Origin of the sequence: Streptomyces sp. CB02056, from assembly GCF_001905545.1 — a bacterium.
In the GTDB taxonomy this organism is placed as follows: domain Bacteria; phylum Actinomycetota; class Actinomycetes; order Streptomycetales; family Streptomycetaceae; genus Kitasatospora.
In genome coordinates, this window is record NZ_LIPD01000002.1 from 80355 (window position 1) to 106092 (window position 25738).

The window sequence follows — 25738 nt, forward strand, 5'->3', positions numbered from 1 at the left end:
CGCGTCCGGACGGCGGCCCCGGCGCCCGTATCCTTGGCGCGTGAGCACCACCGACCCCACCTCTGACAGCCGCCCCCAGCCTCCGGCCGGGGGGACCCCCTTGCTGGGCAGTGCCGACATCCGGGAGCTGGCGGCCGCGTTCGGCGTGAAGCCGACCAAGCAGCGCGGGCAGAACTTCGTCATCGACGGCAACACCGTGCGGCGGATCGTCCGGGCCGCCGAGGTGACGGAGCAGGACGCGGTGGTGGAGGTCGGGCCCGGGCTCGGCTCGCTCACGCTGGCGCTGCTGGAGGTCGCGCGGCACGTGACCGCGGTCGAGATCGACCCGGTGCTGGCGCGGCACCTGCCGGACACCGTCGCCGCCCGGATGCCCGGCAAGGCGGACGCCTTCGACCTGGTGTTCAGCGACGCCATGGAGGTCACCGAGCTGCCCGGCCCGGCTCCCACCGCGCTGGTCGCCAACCTCCCGTACAACGTCGCGGTGCCCGTCCTGCTGCACATGCTGGCGACCTTCCCCAGCATCGAGCGGACCCTGGTGATGGTGCAGAGCGAGGTCGCCGACCGGCTCGCCGCCAAGCCGGGCAACAAGGTGTACGGCGTCCCGTCGGTCAAGGCCAACTGGTACGCCGAGGTGAAGCGGGCCGGCGCCATCGGGCGGAACGTGTTCTGGCCCGCCCCCAACGTCGACTCCGGGCTGGTCTCGCTGATCCGCCGCGAGCCGCCGAAGACCAGCGCCAGCCGCGAGGAGGTGTTCGCGGTGGTCGACGCCGCGTTCGCCCAGCGGCGCAAGACCCTGCGCGCCGCGCTGGCTGGCTGGGCGGGCTCCGCCGCCGGGGCCGAGCAGGCGCTCGCGGCGGCCGGCATCGACCACAGGCTGCGCGGCGAGATGCTGACGGTGGAGCAGTTCGCCGCGATCGCCGAGCACAAGCCCGCCCAGGCCGAGGGGGCCGCGGAGGCCGGTCAGCGGACCGGCCGGGCCGGGGCCGCCGAGCGCAAGCCGGGCCGGTCCGCGGCTGCCGAGCCCGGGGCCGCCGAGCCCGGGGCCGCCGAGTCCGCTGAGCAGGCGCCCGCGTCCGCCGAGCAGACGACCGAGGACAGCGAGTGATCACCGTACGGGTACCGGCCAAGGTCAACGTCCAGCTGGGGGTCGGCGGGCTGCGCGCCGACGGCTTCCACGACCTGGCCAACGTCTTCTTCGCCGTCGCCCTCGGGGACGAGGTCACCGCCACCGCGGCGCAGGGCGTGACGCTGAGCTGCTCCGGGCCGGACGCCGCCGCCGTCCCGCTGGACGACAGCAACCTCGCCGCCCGCGCCGCCCGGCTGCTCGCCGCCCACCACGGCATCGCCGACCCGGGCGTGCACCTGCACATCGCCAAGGCCATCCCGGTGGCCGGCGGCATGGCCGGGGGCAGCGCCGACGGCGCGGCCGCGCTGGTCGCCTGCGACGCGCTCTGGCAGCTGGACACCCCGCTCCCCGTACTGCTGGAGCTGGCCGCCGAACTCGGCTCCGACGTGCCGTTCGCCCTGGTCGGCGGCGTCGCCCTCGGCCGCGGCAGGGGCGAGATCCTGGAGCCGCTGGCCGTCGAGGGCACCTTCCACTGGGTCTTCGCGGTCGCCGAGGGCGGCCTGTCCACCCCCGCCGTGTTCCGCGAGTGCGACCGGCTGCGCGAGGAGGCCGGCACCGGCTCCAGCGACACCGACGTCCCCACCCCGGACGCCGACCCGGCGCTGCTCGCCGCCCTCGCCGAGGGCGACCCGGTCGCCCTGGCCGCCGCCCTCGCCAACGACCTCCAGCCCGCCGCGCTCTCGCTGCGCCCCGCGCTCGCCGCCACCCTGCGGGCCGGCACCGAGGCGGGCGCGCTCGGGGCACTGGTCTCCGGCTCCGGGCCGACCTGCGCCTTCCTGGTCAAGGACGCCGAGGCCGCCGCCGCGGTCGCCGGGGCGCTGCGGGCCTCCGGCACCTGCCGGACCGCGCACGCCACCCACGGGCCGGTGCCGGGGGCGTCCGTCGCGGGCTGACGCGGTGAGGCCGCCGCGGCGGGCCCATTAGGCTGGGGAGATCGGGGTGTCCCGAGAGGGGCATCCGGCCGTCGAGCGGCGGGCCGCCCCGCGACCGCCGAACCCTGGAGCGCAGCACACGTGGCCGTCAACCTCGCCACCATCGAGTCCGTCACGAAGGTCTACGGCACCCGCGCCCTGCTGGACGCGGTCAGCCTGGGCGTCAGCGAGGGCGACCGGATCGGCGTCGTCGGCCGCAACGGCGACGGCAAGACCACCCTGATCCGGATGCTCGCCAAGCTGGAGGAGCCCGACGGCGGCCGGATCACCTGGAACGGCGGCCTCGAACCGGCCGTCCTCACCCAGCACGACTCGCTCGACCCGAAGGCCACCATCCGGCACGAGGTGATCGCCGGCCGGGCCGACCACGAGTGGCTCGGCGACGCCCGCATCCGCGACATCATCGAAGGCCTCTTCGGCGGCCTCGACCTGCCCGGCTTCGCCGACGGCCTGGACACCGTCATCGGCCCGCTCTCCGGCGGCGAGCGCCGCCGGATCGCCCTCGCCAAGCTGCTGCTCGGCTCGCCCGAACTGATCATCCTGGACGAGCCCACCAACCACCTCGACGTCGAGGGCATCAACTGGCTCGCCCAGCACCTGCAGAAGCGCCGCTCCGCGCTCGTCTGCGTCACCCACGACCGCTGGTTCCTCGACCAGGTCTGCACCCGGATGTGGGACGTCCAGAACGGCGAGGTGCACGAGTACGAGGGCGGCTACTCCGACTACGTCTTCGCCCGCGCCGAGCGCTCCCGGATCGAGGCCGTCGAGGAGCAGAAGCGCCAGAACATGGCCCGCAAGGAGCTGGCCTGGCTGCGCCGCGGAGCCCCCGCCCGCACCTCCAAGCCGCGCTACCGGATCGAGGCCGCCAACGCCCTGATCGCGGACGTGCCGGACCCGCGCGACAAGTCCGAGCTGATGAAGTTCGCCAACGCGCGGCTCGGGAAGACCGTCTTCGAGCTGGAGGGCGTGACCGTCACGGCCGGCCCGAAGCTGCTGCTGGAGAACCTCACCTGGCAGCTCGGCCCCGGCGACCGGATCGGCCTGCTCGGCGTCAACGGCGCCGGCAAGACCTCGCTGCTGCGCGCGATGCGCGACGCGTACGCCTCCGAGGGCGACGTCCAGCCGGCGTCGGGCGTCATCAAGGTCGGCAAGACCGTGCGGCTGGCCTACCTGTCGCAGGAGGTCGCCGAGCTGGACCCGGCGACCCGGGTGCTCCAGGCCGTCGAGCAGGTCCGCTCGCGGGTCGACCTCGGCAAGGGCCGGGAGATGAGCGCCGGCCAGCTGTGCGAGCAGTTCGGCTTCGGCAAGGACAAGCAGTGGACGCCGGTCGGCGACCTGTCCGGCGGCGAGCGCCGCCGCCTCCAGCTGCTGCGGCTGCTGATGGACGAGCCCAACGTGCTCTTCCTGGACGAGCCCACCAACGACCTGGACATCGAGACGCTCAACCAGCTGGAGGACCTGCTCGACGGCTGGCCCGGCTCGATGGTCGTCATCAGCCACGACCGCTTCTTCATCGAGCGCACCACGGACACCGTCCACGCGCTGCTCGGCGACAAGAAGATGCGGATGCTGCCGAACGGCGTCGACGAGTACCTGGAGCGCCGGGCCAGGATGGCCGCCGCGGCCACCGCCGCCGCTCAGGCCGGCGCCGCCGCCCCGACCGCCACGGCCGTCGCGGAGGACGGGGGCGCGGCCCCCGCGCTGTCCGGCGGGGACCTGCGGGCGGCGAAGAAGGAGATGCAGAAGCTGGAGCGGCAGATCGCCAAACTGGACGAGAAGGAGTCCAAGCTGCACGCCCAACTCGCCGAGCACGCCGCCGACTTCTCCAAGGTCGCGGAGCTGGACGCGCAGCTGCGCGCGGTCCGGGACGAGAAGGAGGAGCTGGAGATGGGCTGGCTGGAGCTGGCCGAGCAGGTCTGAGCTAGTCGTCCGGTCGGGTACGGAGGAGCGCTTCGAGCTCCTCCGCCGCACGGCCCAGCGCGCTGCGCGTCGGGTCGTGCGGGGCGGGTGTTGCGACTGTCGGGGTCGCCGCCGTTGCCGGGGGCGTCGGGGGTGTCGGCGCGCTTGGGGCCGTCGGCGGGCGGTGCGCGCGGGCGCTGGCGGTCAGTTCGTCCAACGCGCGCCGCACCCGGTCGACCTCGGCCGGGTCCGGCACCCGGCCGCCGTACCGGATCTGCGCCGCGAAGGCCGCCACCGCGCCGCCCAGCCGCTCCAGCGCCGCCGTCGCCGGCAGCCACCGCTCGGCCAGCCGGCCGGTGGGCGGCGGCTCGGCCAGCCCCTGCTGCACCTCCCGGCGGGCGTCCGCCAGCGCCCGGTAGGCCGTACGGCGCAGCCACACCTGGGCGGTGCCGGTCCGGCCGCCGTCCTGGCCGCTGTCCGGGCCGCTGTCCGGGCCGTCGTCCTGGCCGGCGCCGCGGACGACGGCGTCCAGGTAGGCCCGCAGCGCCGTCGTCGCGTCGACCAGCCTGGGCTCGATCCGGTGGCGCGGGCGCTCCGGCCACAGCAGGTAGCCGAAGAGCAGCACGATCGCGCTGGCCAGCACGGTGTCCAGGACCCGGGGCCAGAACTCGGCGGCGCTGCTCTGCCCGCCGAGCTGGAGCAGGACCAGCGCCATCGGCGTCATCACCACGGTGTTCAGCCCGTAGTGCGCCGCCGTGGCGTACGGGAGCAGGGCCACGCAGCCGGCGGCCATCGCGGTCAGCGCCCACTCGTCGGTGGTGGCCATGAGCAGAGCCGCGGTCACCGCCACCCCGAGCACCGTGCCGACCGAGCGGCTCACCGCGCGCAGGAACACCGAGCCGAGGTCCGGCTTCAGTACGAAGGCGATCGTCATCGGCACCCAGTAGCTCTTGCTGAGCGGGTAGTTGGCGGTGACCGCCGAACCGACCGCGATGCACAGCGCGACCCGCAGCCCGTACCGGACCGACCCCCGGGACAGCAGCCGCACCCGCAGCCGCCAGGGGTCCGGCGGCGGCGCGGGGGCGGTGCCGAGCCGGGTGTCGCGGCCGGCCACGGTGTCGGCGGCGGCGCGCAGGGCCACGTCCAGGGCCTGCCGCGAGGGGGTGTCGGGCCGCCAGTCGGGGACGGCGACCTCGCCGCCGCCCCGCCGCACGGCGGCCGCCAGCCGGTTCGGCACCTCGGCCACCTCGGGCGGGACCGGGCGGCGCGCCCACAGCAGGCCGGTCGCCGCCTCGGTGGCGGCGAGGGCCGCCTCGTACATCCGGGCCCGGCGGTTCCGCCTGCTTCGGTGGTCCTGCCGTTCCCGGCGGTCCCTCCGATGCGTGCCGAGGAGGTCCTGGAGCTGGTTCAGGCGGGCCGTCAACACCTGGCGGGAGGCCCCCGCCCGCGGGCCGCCCAGGTCGGCGAGGGTACGGCCGAGCGCGTCGTACGCGGCGGCCAGCGCCCGGTTGCGCGGATCCGCGGCAGGCCGGTTCGGCGCACCCGCCGGCAGCCCGAGCAGCACCACGAACGCGGCCCCGACCGGCAGCATCGGCGCCGCCGCCCACCACGGCTGCGGCAACGGCATCCCACTGCCCAGCGCCGCCGACACCAGCAGCAGCATCCCCGCCGCCGACCCGCGCGGACCGGTCGCACTCAATGCACCCGAGGCGAAAGCGGTCAGCGTCAGCACGACACCCAGGACGAGGCCGTCCGCGTCCACGTGCTGGAGCGCGGTGCCGATCAGCATGCCGAGCGCCGAGGCGAGGACCGCCGTCCCGATCCGGGCGGCCCGCAACCTGCCCGGCTCGGCCCGGTCGTTCATCGTCGCGTGCATCGCCCCGAGCCCCGCGAACACCCCCAGATCCAGCCGGTGCACCAGCAGCCCCACCGCCAACGGCACCGCCATGCCCACCGCCGCCCGCACCATCAGCGCCACCGGCACCGGCGGCCGCGCGGGCCGCGCGGCACGGGCCCACCAGGGGGAAGGGGAGACGTCGGGAGAGCTCACGCGGTCACGTCCGTTCTGCGGCCTGGGGTCGCTGCTGTGCGACATTGCGCGGCAGATGGGGCGTACCGGGTCAGTCTACCCAGGCCGTCCGCGGCGGCTCCCACATGTCAAGTTCGTACCGATCGCGTACGGGCGGGCCAAGGTCCCTGCCGGTCCGACAGAGGCGATGGCTACGATGACGGAGGCGGAAACCGTCCACAGGGCGGACGGTGTACCGACCAGGACGGTACGACCCAGAAGTTGACGGTGTGTTGCGGAACGCGGCAGCCCGGGACGCCCCGGGCGCGGCGGGCCGTACGGGGGAGAGGTGAACTGCTGTGGCAGAAGGTGACGCGAAGGAGCCGGGGGCTCCTGCGCCGGCGAACCCTTCGGGGGACACGACACCGTTCATGCTGGACCACAAACTCCCATGGCCGTTGGGAGGGTTCAACATCGCTCCCATCGTCAGTACGGTGCAGACGAACGTCAGCGCCGGTGACCTGGTGGCGGCATTCGGCAAGCATGACGTCCAGGTCGAGCTCGATACGCTCACGGCGTTTGCGGGGAAGATCGAGGCACTGCTTGCCGCGATGGAGGGGTCTGCGGCTGCTCCGTACAAGCTCCAGGAGCAGAAGCTGACGGGCAAGAGCTTTGCGAGCGCGGAGTTCTCCGAGGCGACGGCCTTGACGACCGCCTACGAGAAGGTCCACGCCCAGCTCGTCAAACTCCACAAGGACTTCGTGTCGCAGATCGAGGCGATGAAGAACGCGGTCATGAAGACGGCAGGCAACTATTCGACCAACGAGGAGCACACGACCGCCGCCCAGAACTCGGTCGCGAAGGGCGCGGGCGTGCCGACGACCGGACCGGGAAGCTCCGGGTCCCTCTGATGGCAGTCGGCGGAGGCAGTTCACGGGGAAACGGGGAATAGGCAGTGTCAGACGGAACGAACTTCGAAGCGATCGACCACTCCGGGCTCAAGGGCATGGTCGACGGCACCAACCCTGCTTTGGTGCTGGACCGTGGCAATAAGCTTCAGGATGCGGGCCGTGTTCTGAAGGAATTGAGCCAGGCACTCAAGTCGCACATCGGCAACATCACTTGGGAGGGACCGGCCGCGGAGAGCTTCAAAACCTGGGCCGGGAACCTGCAGCAGTCGGCCGACCTGTTGGGCAACTACTCGGCTGGTGCGGGTGGGGCCATGCATCAGGCGGGCGAGGCGCTCAGCCTGGCCAAGTCCGCAGTGCCGGATGTGCCGACGTGTGACCTTGCCACGGTGAACACGCGCCAGCGCCAGGGGCCACCCGACGCCGCGGCGCAGACGTCGGCCAACTTCACGCCTGAAGGGTCGACCCCCGCGAATCTCGACTCGATCATGAAGAAGCGCAATCCCGGCACTTGGGTCACCGCAGCCGAGGCCGATGCTGCTTCGCAGCGTGTCTACAAGGCACATCAGGAAGCCATCCACCAGATGGAGAAGCTTGGGCAAGCGTATGCCGCGGCCACGACGACGTTGAACGGGCTAGGCGCTGACTTGTCCCTGCCGGGAACACCCCCAGGGACGAACCGAGACGATCAGTCGGACTTCTCGACAGGGGGCGGCTCTGGCGCAGGCCGTGGTGGCTCTGTCCGCAACCCGCGTTCGGGTGGCGGAAGCGTCGGCGGTGGCTCCGACCCGTCCGGTGGCGGCGGCTACGGCGGCGGAAAGGTCCTGCCCCGTGACCCGGGCTTGGACGGCCCCGGCCCGTCCAACCCGGGCAACACCCCGCCCCCGCCGCACGGTGGCGGCGGCCAGCTGCCGCCCGCGCCGCAGGACCCGGGGACCTCGACCCCGCCGTCGTACCCGTCGGACCCGGTCAACCGTCCGGGCACCGACCTCAACAGCCTGCCCACCCTGCCGACCCTGCCCACGCAGACCGGCCCGTACGGCCCCGGCGGCGGCCAGCTGCCGACGGACGGACCGACCACCCTGCCCGGCTACCCGAACGGGCCGAGTGGCCCGGGCGGCGGGCCCGGCGTTCCCGGTGGCGGCCCGGTCACGGGCATCCCGGGTGGACCGGGCGGCGGCACCGTCCCGACCAAGGGCGGTGGCAGCGGGTACGTCCCGGGCAAGGGCGGCGGCCAGATCCCGGTGCGCACGACCCCGTTCGGTGGCGGCCCCGGGCAGGGGAGGAGCGGGACTCCCGGGCTGCCCAGCGGGACGGTCTTCGGCGCCCGTGAGGCGGGGCCGGGCGGCGGCGGCCGGGTCGGTGGGCCCGGCGGCATGGGCGGCGGCATGCACCCCGGCATGGGCGGTGCCCACGGCGGTGCGGTCGGCGCCGGCGGAGGCTCGCGCGGCCGGGGCCTGTCCTCGACCACGGGTGGCACGGTTGGTGGCCGCAAGGGCCCGACGGCCGGCGGGGAGTTCACGCCGGGTGGTACCGGTCTGCGCAACCGCGCGGCGGGTGCCGGCGAGGGCGGCCCCCAGGCCAGGCAGAACGGCATGATGGCCCCCGGAGCGGTGGGCCACGGCGGCCGGAAGGAGCGCGACCGCCGCCAGCGGGCCGACTACCTGCACGAGGACGAGGAGACCTGGACCAGCGGTACGCCGCACAGCAATCCGGACGTGATTGAGTAGGACGGCAACGACTGCCCGGCCACTGGGCATCCCCAGTGGCCGGGCAGTCACGTTCAGGGCACTGGTCTTGCTGACGGGGACATTGACGAGGAGCTGTGATGGGGCGGACAAACGCACGGGCACGCTGGCGGATTCTTGCCTCAGTACTCGTCGCGGCTGGAGTGGTGGTCGGCCCGGTCGCCGGGCCTGCGGCTGCGGATGGCTCGATTCGCGAGAACCAGTGGCACTTGGACTCCATGCACGCCCCGGAGATGTGGAAGATCTCCAAGGGGGAAAGCATGACCGTCGCCGTGATCGACGGTGGGTTCAAGCTGGACCATCCGGATCTGGTGGGACAACTCCTCCCTGGTAGGGATTTCAGCGAGAGTCCTGGTGGCGTTGGCTCGTACGGTGATGGTCACGGCACGGCGATGGCCAGTCTCATCGCAGGATCCGGCAAGGCCAGTGGTGGCACGGGGGCGTACGGCCTGGCCCCTGCTGCCAAGATTCTTCCACTGAAAATCAATAATGGGTCCGTAGGAGCCGTGGTTTCGGCGGATTTTCTGGGGCAGATCGGGCAGGCTGTCACCTATGCAGTCGAGCAGGGCGCCAAGGTCATCAATATCTCTCAGGGAATCTCTGCCGTCACCGCATCTCCTGTTGACGTGGAGAAGCTGAGCAAGACCCTGGTCTGGGCGCGGGCGAAGGGTGTGCTGGTTTTCTCCAGCGTGGGCAACTCCTACCAGTCAGGCAATCTTCTCGAGTATCCGAGCGGCCTGCCGAACGTGGTCGGGGTGGGCGCGATCGACCGCAATGCCACCGTGACCTCGGAGTCCCAGCAGGGGTCGCAAGTGATTCTGTCTGCTCCTGGAGTGGACATCGTCGAGGCATGTACCGGAAATACCGGCTATTGTAAGGGCCATGGCACATCAGACTCTTCGGCTTTGGCTTCGGCCTCGGCCGCATTGATCTGGTCCGTACACAAGGACTGGACCGCGAATCAGGTCCTACGGGTGCTCATCAATACCGCGGGGAAGCCGAACGACGGTTCCAACCGCAACAACATCATTGGTTATGGCGTTGTCCGGCCGCGTATCGCCTTGACGGATCCGGGGGACCCGGGGCCGGCGGATGTTTCGCCCGTTCCAGGTGACGCGGCGACACCGTCAGCGGTTTCGTCGCCTTCGGCGAGTGCTCCTGCTCCTGCACCAGCGGTGCCGAGCCCGACCGATGTGGCCGTTGGCGCGCCGTCGGTGCAGCCGAAGGCTGAGGCGTCGTCGGGTTCGAGCAGTGTGCTGCCGATTGTGGCGGGTGTGGTGGCCGGGTTGGTGCTGGTGGCTGGTGTGGTGATCGCGGTGGTGCGGCGCAGGAAGTCGGCCGCGCAGCCCGAGGCGGCCCAGGTGCCGCCGGTGCCGTCGCAGCAGCCGATGGGGGCGGTGCCGCCGGCGCCGTCGTCGTACCAGCCGCCGGTTCCGCCGGAGGACAACCCGTACGCGAGGTAGTTCACGTTGTTGGGGGATCTGATGGGGAGCCGCTGGATGCGGGCTCGTTGGCTTGTGGGTTCTGGGGCTCTGAGTCTGCTCGTGCTGGGGCTCACAGCGGAATCAGCGGTTGCCGAGGACACGATCCGGCAGCAGCAGTGGCATCTGGAGGCCATGCACGCCCCGGAGATGTGGAAGGCGTCCAAAGGGCAGGGTGTCACGGTCGCCGTGATCGATGGCGGGTTCAGGTTTGACCATCCCGACCTGGAAGGACAGTTCCTGCCAGGCAAGGACTTCAGTGGGAGCCCCGGTGGTGTGGGGTCCTTCGCGGACGGGCACGGCACGGGTATCTCTAGCCTCATCGCCGGCACCGGCAAGGGGAACGTGGGGACCGGTGCGCAGGGTCTGGCTCCCGGAGCCAAGATTCTCCCGTTGAAGATCAATACCGGCAAGGTCGGGTCGCTCGTTTCTACGGATTTCCTTGGTCAGATCGGGCAGGCCGTCAACTATGCCGTCGATCAGGGTGCCAAGGTCATCAATATTTCGCAGGGGATTGACGCAGTAACGGCCTTCCCGACGGATGTGGCGAAACTGAACGGGATCATCGCGGCAGCTAGGGACAAGGGGGTCCTGGTATTCGCCAGCGTCGGGAATGAAGCCGAGAAGGGGAACCCGGTCGAGTATCCCGGAGCGCTTCCCGGGGTGGTCGGCGTGGGGGCTTCGGATCGAAATGGCACTGTTACGGCAGAGTCCGAACGAGGCCCGCAAGTGGTGTTTGTCGCACCGGGTATGGATATGATCGCGGCTTGCACCTCGCCCACGGGTTATTGCAAGAGCCACGGGACCTCTGACTCGACCGCGATGGTGTCGGCCTCGGCGGCATTGGTGTGGGCGGCGCATCCGGACTGGACGGGGAACCAGGTCCTGCGGGTGCTCATCAATACCGCAGGGAAGGCGAATGACGGGTCCGGTCGCAATGACCTCATCGGTTTCGGTGCGGTGCGGCCGCGTATTGCGTTGACGGCACCAGGAGATCCTGGTCCCGCGAACGTGTCACCGCTCCCGGTTGGCACGCCTGCCCCGTCGGGGGCCCCGTCGCCTTCGGCGAGCGCACCTGCTGCCGGGTCTGCGGTGCCGGTCCCGGTGGAGACTCCGACCGATGTGGCCGCCGGTGCGCCGTCGGCGCAGCCGAAGGCTGAGGCGTCGTCGGGTTCGGGCAGTGTGTTGCCGGTTGTGGCGGGTGTGGTGGCCGGGTTGGTGCTGGTGGCCGGCGTGGTGTTCGCGGTGGTGCGGCGTAGGAAGTCGGTCGCGCAGCCCGAGGCGGCCCAGGTGCAACCGGTGCCGCTGCCGCACCTGCCGTACCAGCCGCCGGTTCCGCCAGAGGACAATCCGTACGCGAGGTAGTTCACGTTGTTGGGGGATCGTGGGATGTGGGGTCGTCGGCTTGTGGCCCTGGGGGTTGTGAGCCTGTGCGTGGTGGGGGCCGCGGTGACGCCGGCTGTCGCAGATAGCTCGATTCGTGCTGATCAGTGGCACCTGGACGCGATGCACGCTCCGGAGATGTGGAAGGCCTCCCAAGGGGCGAACATCACAGTTGCGGTGATCGACGGCGGCTTCAAGTTGGATCACCCGGATTTGGCAGGGCAGTTCCTGCCGGGGCAGGATTTCAGTGGGAGTGCAGGCGGGGTCGGTTCTTATGGTGATCCCCATGGCACGCTGATGGCAGGTCTCATTGCGGGGACAGGAAAGGCCAACGGGGGCAAAGGCGCGTACGGCTTGGCGCCAGGAGCCAAGATCCTTCCCCTGAAGATCAATAACGGCTCGGTGGGGAGTCTTGTCTCGGCTGATTTTCTGGACCAGGTCGGGAAGGCCGTCGACTTTGCTGCCAGCCAGGGGGCCAAGATCATCAGCATTTCCCAAGGGATGAACTCGGTCACCGCCACTGAGGAGAATGTGGCCAAGCTGAATCGCATTCTTGCGTCTGCGAGGGCGAAGGGATCACTGGTCTTCGCGGCTGCAGGGAATGAGGCGCAGTCGGGGAATCCGGTCGACTATCCCGGGGCTCTTCCGAACGTCGTCGGCATCGGTGCGATCGACCGCAACGGAACCGTCACGTCGGAATCCTCCTACGGGCCGCAGGTGGCTCTTGTCGCCGCGGGGATGGACACGATCGGGGCCTGTACGACGCCGTCCGGGTACTGCAAGGGCCACGGCTCATCGGATGCGACCGCGCTGGCTTCCGCTTCGGCGGCGTTGATCTGGTCGGTGCATCCGGACTGGTCTCCCAACCAGGTCCTGCGGGTCCTCATCAATACGGCGAGCAGGCCGAACGGGGGAACGGTTCGTACGGACGATGCCGGCTGGGGTGCGGTGCGGCCGCGTATCGCGTTGACGGATCCGGGGGATCCCGGCCCCGCCGACGTGTCGCCGCTTCCGGCTGATGCGGTTCCGCTGCCGTCGGCGAGTGGGTCTGCTGCTGCCTCGGCGGTGCCGGTTCCCGTTGAGAGCCCGGCTGGTGTGCCGTCGGCGCGGCCGAAGGCTGAGGTGGCGTCGGGTTCGGGCAGTGGTGCGTTGCCGGTCGTCGCGGGGGTGGTGGCCGGGTTGGTGTTGGTGGCGGGGGTGGTGTTCGCGGTGGTGTGGCGGCGGAAGTCGGCTGTGCGGCCTCGGGTGGCTCAGGTGTCGCTGGTGCCGCCGCCGGACCTGCCGGCGTACCGGCCGCAGGTGCCGCCGGAGGACAACCCGTACGCGAGGTAGCCGGGTTGCCGCGTTGCCGGGCAGCGGCGCAGGCGGGTCGGCAGAGGTGTGAGGGCGTCAGGTGCATCCTGGCGCCCTCGCGCACGTCGGGGGCGTGGGGCGGTGGGTGTGCGCCGGGGTCACTCGGGTGGAGGCTGGTGGGGGCGGGGTGGGGGTGGCGAGGGTGGTGGTATGGATGCGGAGGGTGCTTGGCGGGTCGGGCAGGTGCGGCGGGCGGCGGCTGCGGCGCTGATCGGGACGGCGATCGAGTTCTACGACTTCTTCATTTACGGGACGGCGGCCGCGTTGGTGTTCGGGCCGGTGTTCTTTCCCGGGTTGGGCACGGTGGGGGCGCTGTTGGCGGCGTTCTCGGTGTACGCGGTGGCGTTCCTGGCCCGGCCGGTGGGGGCGGTGGTGTTCGGGCACTTCGGGGACCGGGTGGGGCGGAAGGCGACGCTGGTGGTGTCGCTGCTGCTGATGGGGTTGGCGACGGCGGCGGTGGGGCTGTTGCCGGGGTTCGGGGCGTGGGGGTGGTGGGCGCCGGCGGTGCTGGTGGTGCTGCGGGTGTGCCAGGGCGTCGGGTTGGGCGGGGAGTGGGGCGGGGCGGCGCTGCTGATCGCGGAGAACGCGCCGGCCGGGCGGCGGGGGCGGTACGGGGGGTTCCTGCAGCTGGGGCCGACGATCGGGTTCGTGCTGGCGAACGGGGTGTTCCTGGCGCTGCAACTCGGCCTGGACGAGGGGGCGTTCCGCGCGTGGGGTTGGCGGGTGCCGTTCCTGGCCTCGTTCGTCCTGGTCGCGGTGGGGCTGTTCGTGCGGCTGCGGGTCGAGGAGTCGCCGCTGTTCCGGACGGAGGGGCGGCGGGAGCGGCTGCCGGTGCTGGAGGTGCTGCGGGGGCACTGGCGTCCGGTGCTGGCGGGCGGCGGGGCGATCACCGTGGGGTACGCGTTGTTCTACCTGACCACGACGTACGCGCTGGCGTACGCGACGACCGGGCTCGGGGTGGCGAGCACGGTGGTGCTGTCGATGCTGCTGGTCGGGGCGGTGGGCATGGCCGCGACGGTGTGGTTGAGCGCCTCGCGCAGTGACCGCTGGGGGCGGCGGCGGACCTTGCGGTGGGCGACGGCTCTGGCCGCGGTCTGGTCGCCGGTGCTGTTCCCGCTGTTGGAGACGGTGAGCCGGCCGCTGATGTTCGTCGGGCTGGCGGGGGCGATGGTGGTGCTGGGCTGCATGTTCGGGCCGTTGGCGGCGTTCCTGCCGGAGCTGTTCCCGACCCGGGTGCGCTACACGGGCGCGGCGCTGACGTACAACCTGGGCGGTGTGGTCGGCGGTGCGACGACGCCGCTGGTGGCCACCCGGCTGACCGGGGCGTACGGGACGGCGCAGCCGGTGGGCTGGTACCTGGCGGTGCTGGGTGTGCTGGCCCTGGGGTGCCTGCGGATGCTGCCGGAGAACACCGGTGCGGAGCTCGGTTCGCTGGACGGTGTGACGGGCGGTGCGGCGGACGGTGCCGAACTCGGTGCGGCGGACGGCCCGGTGGACGGCGGAGGCCGCCGGGCGCCCCGGTTGGGGACGGATCCGGCGGCCTGACGAGGGGTGGGCTCAGCCGGCCAGGGCGGCGCGGCCGGCCAGCACGACGGCGGTGTGCCGGGCGACGCGGTCGCCGAGGTGCTCGGCGGTGGCGATGTCGGACTTGTGGACGGCCTCCGGGCCGGCGTCGGCCGGGGAGGACGCGGCGGCGCCGTTGGAGAAGCCGAGCCGGTTGAGGTCGTCCTCGGAGGCGGTGGTGGCGTTCCAGCCGGGCTTGAGACCGAGGTTGACCCAGCTCATGCCGTGCTGGGCGGCGAGGGTCTGGAAGAAGAAGAGGGTGCCCGCCTTGTCGCCGCTCTTGGAGGCGGAGTTGGTGAAGCCGGCCGCGACCTTGTCCTTCCAGGAGTCGGAGAACCAGCGCTTGCTGGTGGCCTCGGCGAAGACGTGGAAGGCACCGGAGGCGGTGCCCATGTAGGTGGGGGAGCCGAAGACGATCGCGTCGGCGGCGTCCAGCTGGGCCCACTGCTCCTCGGTGATGGTGTCGACGGCGATCGTGACGACCTCGGCACCCGCGGCGGCGGCGCCACGGGCGACGGCCTCGGCGATCACGGCGGTGTGGCCGTAGCCGGAGTGGTAGGCGAGGGCGACGGTCGGACGGACGGCGGTCATGCGGCGCTCCAGGGGACGGGTGCGGGCCGGCGCGGTGGCCGGCGGGCAGGCGTGGGGACGGGACGGGGCGGGCGCACCGCGGTGGCGGCGGGCCCCGGCTCCGCTGGTCTCCAATATAGACCAGGTCTCCATTGGTTACCAAGGGTGGATTGGAGACCGCAGGGCTACCCTGGACGCATGACGACGGAGCAAGCGGCCCGGGCCGGGACCGGACAACCCGCGGAGCAGGACGCGAAGGAAGTGCGGACCGCGCAGGAAGCACGGGACGCGAAGGAAGCGCGGGACGCACGGGGGGAGCCGGATGAGTCGGACGAGCTGGAGTACGACGTGTTCGCCCAGCTCTGTCCCAGCCGCGCGGTCTTCGCCGAGCTGGCCGACAAGTGGTCGATGCTGATCCTGATGAGCCTCCTCGGCTGCGGGCCGCAGCGCTTCTCCGAACTCCAGCGCGGGGTCGGCGGGGTCAGCCGCAAGATGCTCACCCAGTCGCTGCGCAACCTGGAGCGCAGCGGGCTGGTGCTCCGTACGGTCTTCCCGGAGACGCCGCCGCGGGTGGTCTACGACCTGCTGCCGCTCGGTCGCGAACTGGCCGAGCTGCTCACGCCGGTCGGCCGGTGGACGGAGCACCGCGCCAGGCGGATGATGGCGGCCCGCGAGGAGTTCGACGCGGTGCACGGCGAGGACTGAGCCGGCGCGTGGCGACGACCGGGCGGGCCGGCGCGGCGAGGTCCGGGCCGACCGGCGGCGGGGGCCGGAGGCCGATTTCCCTTCCGGGCCCGGAGCCGTGTAATGTCTTCCTTGTTCGACCGGCCCGGTGAAAAGCCCGGCAAGCCCCTATAGCTCAGTCGGTAGAGCGTCTCCATGGTAAGGAGAAGGTCTGCGGTTCGATTCCGCATGGGGGCTCCACTGAAAGACCCTCGCCTCACGGCGGGGGTCTTTCGCGTTTCCCGACCGGTTCCGCGGCCCGACACGCCACGGCCTAGCGGGTCGGGTACGGAATGCGCTGTGATGGTGCGTCATCGGCCGCCCGCCCGAGGGGTGCGGGCGCGAGCCGAACCCCGACCGGGAGGGTGTCATGGGTGTTCGACTCGTCGTGGTGGACGACCACCGACTGCTGGCCGAAGCGCTGGCCACCGCACTTCAGCTGCGCGGCCACCGGGTGCTGGCGGTCGGCTCCCCGGCCGGTGTCGCCGCCGACCTGGTGGTCGGGCGGCGGCCCGAGGTGTGCCTGCTGGGGGTGGCCGCGCCGGGGGAGTCGGGTGCCTTCGACGGGCTGCGCCGGATCCGTCGGGAACGCCCTGAGGTGGCCGTGATCGTGCTCGGTCCGGTGGGCGAACTGCGCGGAGTGGCAGGGGCGTTCGCGGCCGGCGCGGCCGGGTACGTGCCCAGCGACGAGCGGATCGAGGTGGTCGAGCGGGCCATCGGGCGGGCGCGCGCGGGCGAGGCCGCGGTCGCGGTGGACATCCTGCGCGGCGCCTTCGACCAACTGTTGCGCCCGGCGGCCGAACCGGACGACGAGGCCGTCCGGCTGCTGCGGCTGCTGACCCGCCGTGAGGTGCAGGTGCTGGCCCGGATCGCGGACGGCGAGGACACCGCGGCGATCGCCGCCGGGATGCGGATCGCCGCCAGCACCGCCCGGACGCACGTCCAGCGGGTGCTGATGAAGCTCGGCGCGCGGACCCGGCTGGAGGCGGCCGCGGTGGCGGCGCGCACCGGTCTGCTGGAGCGGATGGCCGGCGGCTGAGGAGTTGGTGAGAAGGCTGGAAGCAGTCGTCCGGGTGGCGCGGAGCACCCCGGTGGGATTGGGAGAATGACCCCAGTCGTACGGATTCCGTCGACGGCTTCCGTCCGACCGGGCGGACCGTCGTTCGCTGGAGGTCGCAACATGAGTAAGTACCTGGTCACGGGTGGCGCCGGCTACGTCGGCAGTGTGGTCGCCGCCCACCTGCTGGAGGCGGGGCACCGGGTGACCGTCCTGGACGACCTCTCCACCGGTTTCCGCGAGGGCGTCCCGGCCGGTGCCGAGTTCGTCGAGGGCCGGATCCAGGAGGCCGACAAGGTGCTGGACGGCTCCTTCGACGGCGTGCTGCACTTCGCCGCCTCCTCGCAGGTCGGCGAGTCGGTCGCGGACCCGGAGAAGTACTGGCGCAACAACGTGGCCGGCTCGCTGGAGCTGATCAGCGCGATGCGCGCGGCGGGCGTGCGCAAGCTGGTGTTCTCCTCCACCGCCGCGACCTACGGCGAGCCGGAGGCCGTGCCGATCGCCGAGACCGCCCGCACCGCGCCGACCAACACCTACGGCGCCACCAAGCTCGCGGTGGACCACCTGATCACCAGTGAGGCCGTCGCGCACGGCCTGGCCGCCGTCTCGCTGCGCTACTTCAACGTGGCCGGTGCGTACGGGTCCTACGGTGAGCGGCACGACCCCGAGTCGCACCTGATCCCGCTGGTCTTCCAGGCCGCGCTGGGGCAGCGTCCGCACATCGCGGTGTACGGCGACGACTACCCGACCCCGGACGGCACCTGCGTCCGCGACTACATCCACGTCGCGGACCTGGCCGAGGCGCACCTGCTGGCGCTGGACGCGGCGAAGCCGGGCGAGCACCTGATCTGCAACCTGGGCAACGGCAGCGGCTTCTCGGTGCGCGAGGTGATCGAGTCGGTCAAGCGCGTCACCGGCCGGGAGATCCCGGTGCAGGTCGCGGGCCGCCGGGCCGGCGACCCGGCGGTGCTGGTGGCCTCGGCCGCCCGCGCCCACGAGACGCTGGGCTGGACCCCGCGCCGCCCGAACCTGGACGAGATCGTCGCCGACGCCTGGACGTTCACCCTGGCGAAGAACGGCCGGTGAGAAAAGGCCGGTGAGAAAGGCCGGTGAGCAACGGCCGGTGAGCAGTGGTGGAGTGGGGGTCGGACGGTCCAAGTCCGGCCACTCACGCACCTTCTGACGAAACTTCACCGAATCGCCACGAGCGCGTATCCCGCCCCGTACGCTGAGTGCGGTACCGGTGGGGGCCGGCGCCCATTCGGCCTCACCGGCCACCGGTGGGCGGGCGGAACGGCGGGTCCGGAACGCGGATGCCGGGCCGGTCCCCGCCCCCGGGCTCGGGCGGTGCGAGCAGGGGGAGGGACGATGGGGCGGATTCGCGTCCTGGTGGTCGACGACCACCGGATCTTCGCCGAGGCACTGGCCGCGGCGCTGGCCGCCGAGCCGGACGTGGAGGTGGGGGCGGCCGGCAGTGCCGCCGCCGCCGAGCGGGCCTTGGAGCGGGCGGCCGGCGAGGGCCGGTCCTACGACGTGGCGTTGATCGACGCCGACCTGGGCGTCGAGCCGGTCGGGACGGTCGGTGCGGCCGGGACGATCGGGACTGGCGGCCAGGCGGGCGTGCCGGGAGCGCAGGCGGGCGGCGGAGTGCCGGCCCGCCGTCGGCCCGGCGCGGAGTACGGCGACGAGGCCCGGCGCGGCCGCGGTGCCCCGCCCGTGCCGCAGCCGCGCCGGCCGGCCGTACCGGTGGGGGTGCCGGTTCCGCTGTCGGGCGGGCTGCCGACCGGGGTGCGGGCCGCGGTGGACCCGCTGCGGGGCGATCAGTTCAGACCCGCCGCCCCGCCACCGGACGGCATCACCCTGCTCGCCCGGCTCCGCCGCGCCCACCCCGGGCTGCGCGCCGTCGTCCTGGCCACCGCCGACGACCCGCACCGCGCCGCCCGCGCCCTGCACGCGGGCGCCACCGGCTGGGTGGCCAAGGAGAGTTCACTGGCCCGGCTGCTGGCGGTGGTCCGGGGCGTGCTGCGGGACGAGACGCACCTGCCGCCCGCGCTGCTCACCGGGGTGATCCGCGAGCTCACCACCGCCCGGCGGGACCGCACCGAGAGCGAGCGGCTGGTGGACACCCTGACGCCGCGGGAGAAGCAGATCCTGCGCTGCATGGTCGCGGGCCTCGGCCGGCAGGCCGTCGCGGAGCGGCTCTACCTGTCGCCGCACACCGTCCGGACGCACATGCAGAACGTGCTGGGAAAGCTCGGGGTGCACTCCACGCTGGCGGCCGTCGCGGTCGCCCGCCGGGCCGGGGTCAGCCCGGCCGAGCCGGCCGCGCCCCCGCCGTCCCCGGTGGTCGGCACCGTCGAACGGCCCTGACCCGCAAGCCCGAGTCCGGAGCCGTCAGCCCGGAGCCGTCAGCCCGGGATGTTGTCGAACGGGGCGACCAGTACGCGCAGCAGCGCGGCGAGTTCGGTCTGCTGGCCGGAGGTGAGCTGGGCGAGCAGTTCGCGTTCGTGCGCGAGCAGTCCGGCGAGCGCCTGGTCGGCGCGGTCGCGGCCGTCGTCGGTGAGCCTGACCAGCACGCCGCGCCGGTCGTCCGGGTCGGGCAGGCGCTTGACCAGGCCCTTGCCGGTGAGGCGGTCGATCCGGTTGGTCATGGTGCCGGAGGTGACCAGGGTCTGGGTGAGCAGCTGGCCGGGGGAGAGCTGGTACGGGGAGCCGGCCCGCCGCAGGGCGGTCAGGACGTCGAACTCCCAGGGCTCCAGCCCGTGCTCGGCGAAGGCGGTGCGGCGGGCGCGGTCCAGGTGCCGGGCGAGCCGGCTGACCCGGCTGAGCACCTCCAGCGGCTCCACGTCGAGGTCGGGGCGCTCCCGGCGCCACGCTGCGACCAGCCTGTCGACCTCGTCCTCCATGACGATCAGTGTATCGGTGGATGTGTCGATGTGAAGTCTCTTGACATCGAGAAATGTGCCAGCAAGGCTAACGCTGGATATCTTGATATCGAGATACCTTTGAGGTGAACCATGACCACCCCCGTCTGGGACCCGGAGCAGTACCTGCGCTTCGCCGACGAACGCAACCGTCCGCTGCGCGAACTGCTCGCCCGCGTCCCCGCCCTCCCGCACCCCGGTGCCGAGGTGATCCTGGACATCGGCTGCGGCCCCGGCAACTCCACCGCCGCGCTGCGCGAGCGCTGGCCGACCGCCCACCTCACCGGCGTCGACAACTCCGCTCCGATGCTGGCCACCGCCCGTACCGAGGGCGAGCCCACGGCCGAGTACCTGCTCGCCGACGCCCGCGAGTACGACCCGGCCCCGGCCCGGCCCGACCTGATCGTCTCCAACGCCACCCTCCAGTGGGTGGACGGGCACCTGGCGCTGCTGCCGCGCTGGGCGGCGGCCCTCGAACCTGGTGGGGTGCTCGCCTTCCAGGTGCCGGGCAACTTCGACGCCCCCAGCCACACCCTGCTCGCCGACCTGCGCCGCAGCGCCCGCTGGCGGGGCCTGCTCGGCGAGGAGGCCGTCCGGGCCGGCGTCCACCCGCCCGAGCGCTACCTCGACGCCCTGGTCGCCGCCGACTGCCTGCCGGACGTCTGGGAGACCACCTACCGCACCCTGCTGCCGGGGCCGGACCCGGTGCTGGAGTGGGTCAAGGGCACCGCGCTGCGCCCGGTCCTCACCCGGCTCACCGACCCGGCCGACCGGGCCGCCTTCCTGGCCGAGTACGGGCGGCTGCTGCGCGAGGCCTACCCGGCCGGGCCGCACGGGACGGTCTTCCCGTTCCGGCGGATCTTCGCCGTGGGGACCAGGCGGCCGCGGGGGTGAGGCGGCCGCGGGGCCGGGTCGGCCCGGGCGGCCCGGCCGGTCAGCCCTTGCGCTCGCCGACCAGCCGCGGGTGCCGCTCCAGGCCCTCCAGCCCGTGCCAGGCGAGGTTCACCAGGTGCGCCGCCACCGTCGCCTTGTCCGGCTTGCGGACCTCCAGCCACCACTGCCCGGTCAGCGCGACCATCCCGACCAGCATCTGCGAGTACATCGGGGCCAGCCGGGCGTCGAAGCCGCGGGACTTGAACTCCAGGCCCAGGATGTCCTCGACCTGCGTGGCGATGTCGCTGATCAGCGAGGCGAAGGTGCCGGTCGACTGGGCCACCGGGGAGTCCCGGACCAGGATCCGGAAGCCGTCCGTCGAGGTGTCGATGTAGTCCATCAGCGCGAAGGCGGCCTGCTCCAGCAGTTCGCGCGAGTGCCCGCCGGTCAGGGCCCCGGTGACCATGTCCAGCAGCAGCTGCATCTCGCGGTCGACGACCACCGCGTACAGCCCCTCCTTGCCGCCGAAGTGCTCGTACACCACGGGCTTCGACACCCCGGCGCGCTCGGCGATCTCCTCCACCGAGGTGCCGTCGTAGCCGCGCTCGGCGAAGACCGTCCGGCCGATCTCCAGCAGCTGTTCGCGCCGCTGCTTGCCGGTCATCCGGACCCGGCCGCCCCGGCGGCGGGCCGTCGGGGCCGGGCCGCCGCCGGCGCCCCGGTCCGGACCTCCGTCGTCGGTGCCGGCCGCCGGTGCGGCGGCCCGCGGACGGGCCTGCGCCGTGGCGGGCGCCGCGTCCGTCCGCGTGCCGTGGTGACCGCCCCTGCTGTCTGCGCTGCTCCCGTTCACCCCTACATCATGCTGGAAGCGCCGCCTCATGCGGCGCGGCGGGCGGCGATCCGCTGCGCGTCCGGCCAGCGGACGTCCCGGACCCAGCCGGCCAGCTCGAACCAGCGGATCAGCCGGGCCGAGGAGTCGATCTGCCCGCGGAGCACCCCGTGCCGGGCCGAGGTCGGGTCGGCGTGGTGCAGGTTGTGCCAGGACTCCCCGCAGGAGAGCACGGCCAGCCACCAGACGTTGCCGGAGCGGTCCCGGGAGCGGAACGGGCGCCGGCCGACGGCGTGGCAGATCGAGTTGATCGACCAGGTGACGTGGTGCAGCAGGGCCACCCGGACCAGCGAACCCCAGAAGAAGGCGGACAGCGCGCCCTCCCAGGACAGGCTCACCAGGCCGCCGATCAGCGCGGGCAGCAGCAGCGAGATGGTGGTCCAGAGCCAGAACAGCCGGGAGATCCGCCGCAGGGCCGGGTCGCGCACCAGGTCCGGGGCGTACGTGAGCTGCGGGGTCTGCTCCTCGTCGAACATCCAGCCCATGTGGGCCCACCAGAGGCCCTTCATCAGCGCCGGGACGCTCTCCCCGTAGCGCCACGGCGAGTGCGGGTCGCCGTCCTTGTCGCTGAACCGGTGGTGCTTGCGGTGGTCGGCCACCCAGCGCACCAGCGGGCCCTCGACGGCGAGGCTCCCGGCGATCGCCAGCGCCAGGCGCATCGGGCGGCCGGCCTTGAAGGCGCCGTGGGTGAAGTAGCGGTGGTAGCCGATGGTGATGCCGTGGCAGGTGAGGTAGTACATGCCGACGGTGATCGCGAGGTCCGTCCAGCCCAGCCCCCGGCCCCAGGCCACCGGGACGGCGGCGACCAGGGCGGCGAACGGCACGAGGATGAACAGGGAGAGCGCGATCCGCTCGGCCGGGCCCTGCTTCTCGCCGCCGCGGGTGGCGGACAGCCGGGTGGCGGCGGTGTCGGAGTCGCCGGTCCCGGCGGTCTGGTCGGCGGTCTCCACGGCGTCGTCGGTCTCCACGGGTGCGGCGGGGTCGGTGGGTTCGGCGGGTTCGGGGTCGGGAGACGGAGTGCGGGACGCGGCGTTCCCCGCGCGCGCCTCGCCTGCCTGGATGGTCATGGGCGTCCCTTGTGCGGCGTCCCGGAACGGGAGCGAAGCGGAGCTACGTTGGCGTAACCTACGGCATCGTAGGTTGCGCTCCGTGTCCAGGGGAACACACCGCCGCGCGGCGCTTGAGTGAATTCACCCGACTGGATGGATGAACCGGGGGGCCGGCGGGTTCGGCCGCCGGGGCTGGAATCCGGGCCGTGGATCGGTCAAGTCGATACCCACGGCAGGGCCCTCTCGGGTAGGGTCTGACACGACTGTCCGCCGTGGTGTAATGGCAGCACAGGGCCCTTTGGAGGCCTTTGTCTGGGTTCGAATCCTAGCGGCGGAGCCTCTGCACGCCTCGGGTTCGGGCGTTATCCGTGGCGCCGGTATTGTCGGTGCTGCTCGGCGGACTGTGCGAATGGCGACCGGCCTGGGTCCGGGCCGGGCCTGCTCTGCCCTCTCTGTGAACCTACCGAGGAGCCTCCCCGCATGGGTGCCAATTCGCTTGCCGCCGTTGTCGTGCTCGCCGCCGGTGGCGGGACCCGGATGAAGTCGAACAAGCTGCCCAAGGTGCTGCACGAGGTGTGCGGCCGCTCGTTGGTGGGTCACGCGGTCTCGGCGGCCCGGGAACTGACGCCCGGCCAGCTGGTCGTCGTGGTCGGCCACCAGCGCGAGCTGGTCGTGGCGCACCTGACGGAGCACTACCCGGCCACCCGCACCGCGGTGCAGGCGGAGCAGAACGGCACCGGGCACGCGGTGCGCACCGCGCTGGAGTCGCTGGCCGCCGACGGCGCCGTGCTGGACGGCACCGTGATCGTCACCGCCGGCGACTCGCCGCTGCTGACCGGGGAGACCCTGCGCCGGCTGGCCGACGCGCACGCCGCCCAGCAGAACGGCGTCACCGTGCTGACCGCCGTCGTCCCGGAGCCCTTCGGCTACGGCCGCATCCTGCGGGACGAGGACGGCACCGTCGCCGCGATCGTCGAGGAGCGCGACGCCAGCGCCACCCAGCGCGCGATCACCGAGATCAACTCCGGCGTCTTCGCCTTCGACGCCAAGCTGCTCACCGCGGCGCTGGGCGAGCTCACCACGGACAACTCGCAGGGCGAGGAGTACCTGACCGACACCCTGGAGATCCTGCGTACGGCGGGCCACCGGGTCGGCGCCGTGGTGGCCGAGGACCACCGGGACATCCTGGGCATCAACGACCGGGTCCAGCTGGCGCAGGCCCGCCGGCTGCTGAACGACCGCCTGCTGGAGCGGGCGATGCGCGAGGGCGTCACCGTGGTGGACCCGGCGACCACCTGGTTCGACGTGCAGGTCACGTACGAGCCGGACGCCGTGGTGCTGCCGAACACCCAGCTCCAGGGCGCCACGCACCTGGGCGAGGGCTGCGAGGTCGGCCCGAACTCGACCCTCAAGGACACCCTGGTCGGTGTCGGCGCCCGGGTGAGCAACACCACGGCCGACCGCGCCGAGATCGGCGAGCTGGCCACCGCCGGCCCGTACGCCTACCTGCGGCCGGGCGCCCGGCTGGGCCGCAAGGCGAAGGTCGGCACCTACGTCGAGGTGAAGAACTCCGAGCTGGGCGAGGGCGCCAAGGTGCCGCACCTGTCCTACATCGGCGACGCCACGATCGGCGAGGGCACCAACATCGGCGCGGCCTCCGTCACCGTGAACTACGACGGCGTGAACAAGCACCGCACGGTCATCGGCGCGCACTGCCGCACCGGCTCGGACAACATGTTCATCGCCCCGGTCACCGTCGGTGACGGCGCCTACACCGGCGCCGGCTCGGTGATCACCAACGACGTCCCGGCCGGGGCGCTCGGTGTGAACCGGGCCACGCAGCGCAACATCGAGGGCTGGGTCGAGCGCAAGCGCCCCGGGACGGTGTCCGCGCAGGCCGCGAAGGCGGCGGCGGACGGGGCCGAGCAGGCCTGAGCGGGCGGGCCGGGGCCGGGGGACGGTCCCGAGGCGGACGGTTTCTGCGCGGGCGCGTAACCTTGGGGACATACGTGCGCCACAGGGCTTACCGCCCGTGTCCAGGCGTACCGACAATTCCCCAACCCGTACCGCGAGCGGGCCCTGCCTGCCCGCCACCGGGTCGAGGGTTCAGCGTTCGCAACGCGAGGAGACGGTGCAGTGAGCGGGATCACGACGTCGGGTGAGAAGAAGCTGAAGCTCTTCTCCGGCCGTGCCCACCCGGAGCTGGCGAAGGAGGTGGCCGAGGCGCTCGGGACCGAGCTGGTCCCCACCAAGGCCCTGGACTTCGCCAACGGCGAGATCTACGTCCGCTTCCTGGACTCCGCGCGCGGCGCGGACTGCTTCGTGATGCAGAGCCACACGGCTCCCATCAACCAGTGGATCATGGAACAGCTGATCATGATCGATGCTCTGAAGCGGGCCTCCGCCAAGAGCATCACCGCGATCCTGCCGTTCTACGGGTACGCCCGCCAGGACAAGAAGCACCTCGGCCGCGAGCCCATCTCGGCCCGCCTGGTCGCCGACCTGCTGCGCCAGGCCGGCGCCGACCGCCTGATGGCCGTGGACCTGCACACCGCGCAGATCCAGGGCTTCTTCGACGGCCCGGTGGACCACCTGTTCGCGCTGCCGCTGCTGGCCGACTACATCGGCGGGAAGGTCGACCGCGACAAGCTGACGGTCGTCTCCCCGGACGCCGGCCGCGTGAAGGTCGCCGACCAGTGGTGCGACCGGCTGGACGCCCCGCTGGCGATCATCCACAAGCGCCGCGACATCACCCAGGCCAACACCATCCTGTCGGCCGACGTCGTCGGTGACGTCAAGGGCCGGGTCTGCGTGCTGGTCGACGACATGATCGACACCGCCGGCACCATCTGCGCCGCGGCCGACGCGCTGTTCGACAACGGCGCCGCGGACGTCGTGGTGGCCGCCACCCACGGTGTGCTCTCCGGTCCGGCCGCGGACCGGCTGAAGAACTCGCGGGTGAGCGAGTTCGTGTTCACCAACACGCTGCCCACCCCGGCCTCGATCCAGCTGGACAAGATCACCACGCTGTCCATCGCCCCGTCGATCGCCGCCGCGATCCGCGAGGTCTTCGAGGAGGGCTCCGTGACCAGCCTCTTCGAGGGCGTGCACTGACGAAGGCCCGTGCAGGCGGCCCCGGTCCGGTCGGACCGGGGCCGCCGCCGATTTCGCGGGAGGCCGCTCGTGCGGTTAGACTCGTGAAACTGCTCGGCGAGGGATGCCGTGCGCCTGCTTGCCGGGTGCCCGCTCCGT

At 72.4% G+C, this 25738-nt stretch carries 21 protein-coding genes and 2 tRNA genes; 18 read left to right on the forward strand and 5 right to left on the reverse strand.

Annotation, left to right across the window (positions count from 1 at the left end):
- The first annotated feature begins 40 nt into the window (after nt 1-40).
- The 3 genes from rsmA (at nt 41) to AMK13_RS04490 (ending at nt 3978) form a co-directional block, all read left to right on the forward strand.
- On the forward strand, nt 41-1105 hold the full coding sequence (rsmA, locus tag AMK13_RS04480; protein ID WP_079271850.1) for a 16S rRNA (adenine(1518)-N(6)/adenine(1519)-N(6))-dimethyltransferase RsmA: 1065 nt from the start codon (nt 41-43) through the stop codon (nt 1103-1105).
- Nucleotides 1102-2019, forward strand: a complete 918-nt coding sequence (locus AMK13_RS04485) for a 4-(cytidine 5'-diphospho)-2-C-methyl-D-erythritol kinase (protein WP_074001277.1) — start codon at nt 1102-1104, stop codon at nt 2017-2019. Before rsmA ends, AMK13_RS04485 begins: the two co-directional genes overlap by 4 nt.
- 120 nt (nt 2020-2139) lie before the next feature.
- The gene (locus AMK13_RS04490) at nt 2140-3978 is read left to right on the forward strand and encodes an ABC-F family ATP-binding cassette domain-containing protein (protein ID WP_074001278.1); all 1839 of its coding nucleotides are present in this window, start codon (nt 2140-2142) and stop codon (nt 3976-3978) included.
- Between the two features lies 1 nt (nt 3979).
- Here the strand turns inward: AMK13_RS04490 and AMK13_RS45725 are convergent, their stop codons facing one another.
- Nucleotides 3980-6007 carry an FUSC family protein gene (locus tag AMK13_RS45725; RefSeq protein ID WP_143204481.1) on the reverse strand — a complete coding sequence of 676 codons (2028 nt, stop codon included), beginning with the start codon at nt 6005-6007 and terminating at the stop codon, nt 3980-3982.
- Nucleotides 6008-6459: 452 nt separating this feature from the next.
- Between AMK13_RS45725 and AMK13_RS04500 the strand changes: the two genes are divergently transcribed.
- The 6 genes from AMK13_RS04500 to AMK13_RS04525 all read left to right on the forward strand — a co-directional run bounded on the left by AMK13_RS04500 (nt 6460) and on the right by AMK13_RS04525 (nt 14383).
- On the forward strand, nt 6460-6876 hold the full coding sequence (locus tag AMK13_RS04500) for a hypothetical protein (protein ID WP_143204482.1): 417 nt from the start codon (nt 6460-6462) through the stop codon (nt 6874-6876).
- Between the two features lie 44 nt (nt 6877-6920).
- Nucleotides 6921-8603 carry a WXG100 family type VII secretion target gene (locus tag AMK13_RS45730; protein ID WP_198959326.1) on the forward strand — a complete coding sequence of 561 codons (1683 nt, stop codon included), beginning with the start codon at nt 6921-6923 and terminating at the stop codon, nt 8601-8603.
- A gap of 278 nt (nt 8604-8881) precedes the next feature.
- Nucleotides 8882-10084 carry a S8 family serine peptidase gene (locus tag AMK13_RS04510; RefSeq protein WP_241852755.1) on the forward strand — a complete coding sequence of 401 codons (1203 nt, stop codon included), beginning with the start codon at nt 8882-8884 and terminating at the stop codon, nt 10082-10084.
- Nucleotides 10085-10165: 81 nt separating this feature from the next.
- Entirely contained in the window at nt 10166-11467 is a 1302-nt protein-coding gene (locus tag AMK13_RS04515; protein ID WP_241852756.1) for a S8 family serine peptidase, read from the forward strand.
- A gap of 156 nt (nt 11468-11623) precedes the next feature.
- Entirely contained in the window at nt 11624-12817 is a 1194-nt protein-coding gene (locus AMK13_RS04520; protein ID WP_241852757.1) for a S8 family serine peptidase, read from the forward strand.
- 171 nt (nt 12818-12988) lie between these two features.
- Nucleotides 12989-14383, forward strand: a complete 1395-nt coding sequence (locus AMK13_RS04525) for an MFS transporter (RefSeq protein WP_074001285.1) — start codon at nt 12989-12991, stop codon at nt 14381-14383.
- Nucleotides 14384-14395: 12 nt separating this feature from the next.
- On the opposite strand, the gene AMK13_RS04530 is transcribed toward AMK13_RS04525, so the two are convergent.
- The gene (locus tag AMK13_RS04530; protein WP_049653702.1) at nt 14396-14992 is read right to left on the reverse strand and encodes a flavodoxin family protein; all 597 of its coding nucleotides are present in this window, start codon (nt 14990-14992) and stop codon (nt 14396-14398) included.
- A gap of 177 nt (nt 14993-15169) precedes the next feature.
- Between AMK13_RS04530 and AMK13_RS44525 the strand changes: the two genes are divergently transcribed.
- From AMK13_RS44525 to AMK13_RS04555, 5 genes are all read left to right on the forward strand, one after another.
- A complete protein-coding gene (locus AMK13_RS44525) occupies nt 15170-15676 on the forward strand; it encodes a winged helix-turn-helix transcriptional regulator (RefSeq protein WP_079271851.1) in 507 nt (168 codons plus the stop codon).
- Nucleotides 15677-15819: 143 nt separating this feature from the next.
- Nucleotides 15820-15895: transfer RNA gene (locus AMK13_RS04540), tRNA-Thr, on the forward strand.
- A 169-nt stretch (nt 15896-16064) separates the two neighbouring features.
- Complete coding sequence (locus AMK13_RS04545) at nt 16065-16733, forward strand: response regulator transcription factor (protein ID WP_049653699.1); 669 nt, start codon at nt 16065-16067, stop codon at nt 16731-16733.
- 141 nt (nt 16734-16874) lie between these two features.
- Complete coding sequence (galE, locus tag AMK13_RS04550; RefSeq protein ID WP_049653698.1) at nt 16875-17837, forward strand: UDP-glucose 4-epimerase GalE; 963 nt, start codon at nt 16875-16877, stop codon at nt 17835-17837.
- 282 nt (nt 17838-18119) lie between these two features.
- Nucleotides 18120-19121 (forward strand): LuxR C-terminal-related transcriptional regulator, encoded by a 1002-nt coding sequence (locus tag AMK13_RS04555; protein ID WP_074001286.1) that lies wholly within the window; start codon nt 18120-18122, stop codon nt 19119-19121.
- 38 nt (nt 19122-19159) lie between these two features.
- Here the strand turns inward: AMK13_RS04555 and AMK13_RS04560 are convergent, their stop codons facing one another.
- Entirely contained in the window at nt 19160-19657 is a 498-nt protein-coding gene (locus AMK13_RS04560; protein WP_049660288.1) for a MarR family winged helix-turn-helix transcriptional regulator, read from the reverse strand.
- Between the two features lie 111 nt (nt 19658-19768).
- On the opposite strand from AMK13_RS04560, the gene AMK13_RS04565 reads away from it, so the two are divergent.
- Complete coding sequence (locus AMK13_RS04565) at nt 19769-20569, forward strand: methyltransferase domain-containing protein (protein ID WP_074001287.1); 801 nt, start codon at nt 19769-19771, stop codon at nt 20567-20569.
- 40 nt (nt 20570-20609) lie between these two features.
- Here AMK13_RS04565 and AMK13_RS04570 read toward each other — a convergent pair whose 3' ends face one another.
- The gene (locus AMK13_RS04570) at nt 20610-21212 is read right to left on the reverse strand and encodes a TetR/AcrR family transcriptional regulator (RefSeq protein ID WP_063780418.1); all 603 of its coding nucleotides are present in this window, start codon (nt 21210-21212) and stop codon (nt 20610-20612) included.
- A gap of 212 nt (nt 21213-21424) precedes the next feature.
- A complete protein-coding gene (locus AMK13_RS04575) occupies nt 21425-22504 on the reverse strand; it encodes a fatty acid desaturase (protein WP_079271852.1) in 1080 nt (359 codons plus the stop codon).
- Nucleotides 22505-22752: 248 nt separating this feature from the next.
- Here AMK13_RS04575 and AMK13_RS04580 point away from each other — a divergent pair.
- The 3 genes from AMK13_RS04580 to AMK13_RS04590 all read left to right on the forward strand — a co-directional run bounded on the left by AMK13_RS04580 (nt 22753) and on the right by AMK13_RS04590 (nt 25600).
- Nucleotides 22753-22823: transfer RNA gene (locus AMK13_RS04580), tRNA-Gln, on the forward strand.
- Nucleotides 22824-22966: 143 nt separating this feature from the next.
- The gene (gene glmU / locus AMK13_RS04585; protein WP_074001288.1) at nt 22967-24421 is read left to right on the forward strand and encodes a bifunctional UDP-N-acetylglucosamine diphosphorylase/glucosamine-1-phosphate N-acetyltransferase GlmU; all 1455 of its coding nucleotides are present in this window, start codon (nt 22967-22969) and stop codon (nt 24419-24421) included.
- Between the two features lie 201 nt (nt 24422-24622).
- The gene (locus AMK13_RS04590; protein ID WP_049653615.1) at nt 24623-25600 is read left to right on the forward strand and encodes a ribose-phosphate diphosphokinase; all 978 of its coding nucleotides are present in this window, start codon (nt 24623-24625) and stop codon (nt 25598-25600) included.
- The last annotated feature ends 138 nt before the right edge of the window (nt 25601-25738 follow it).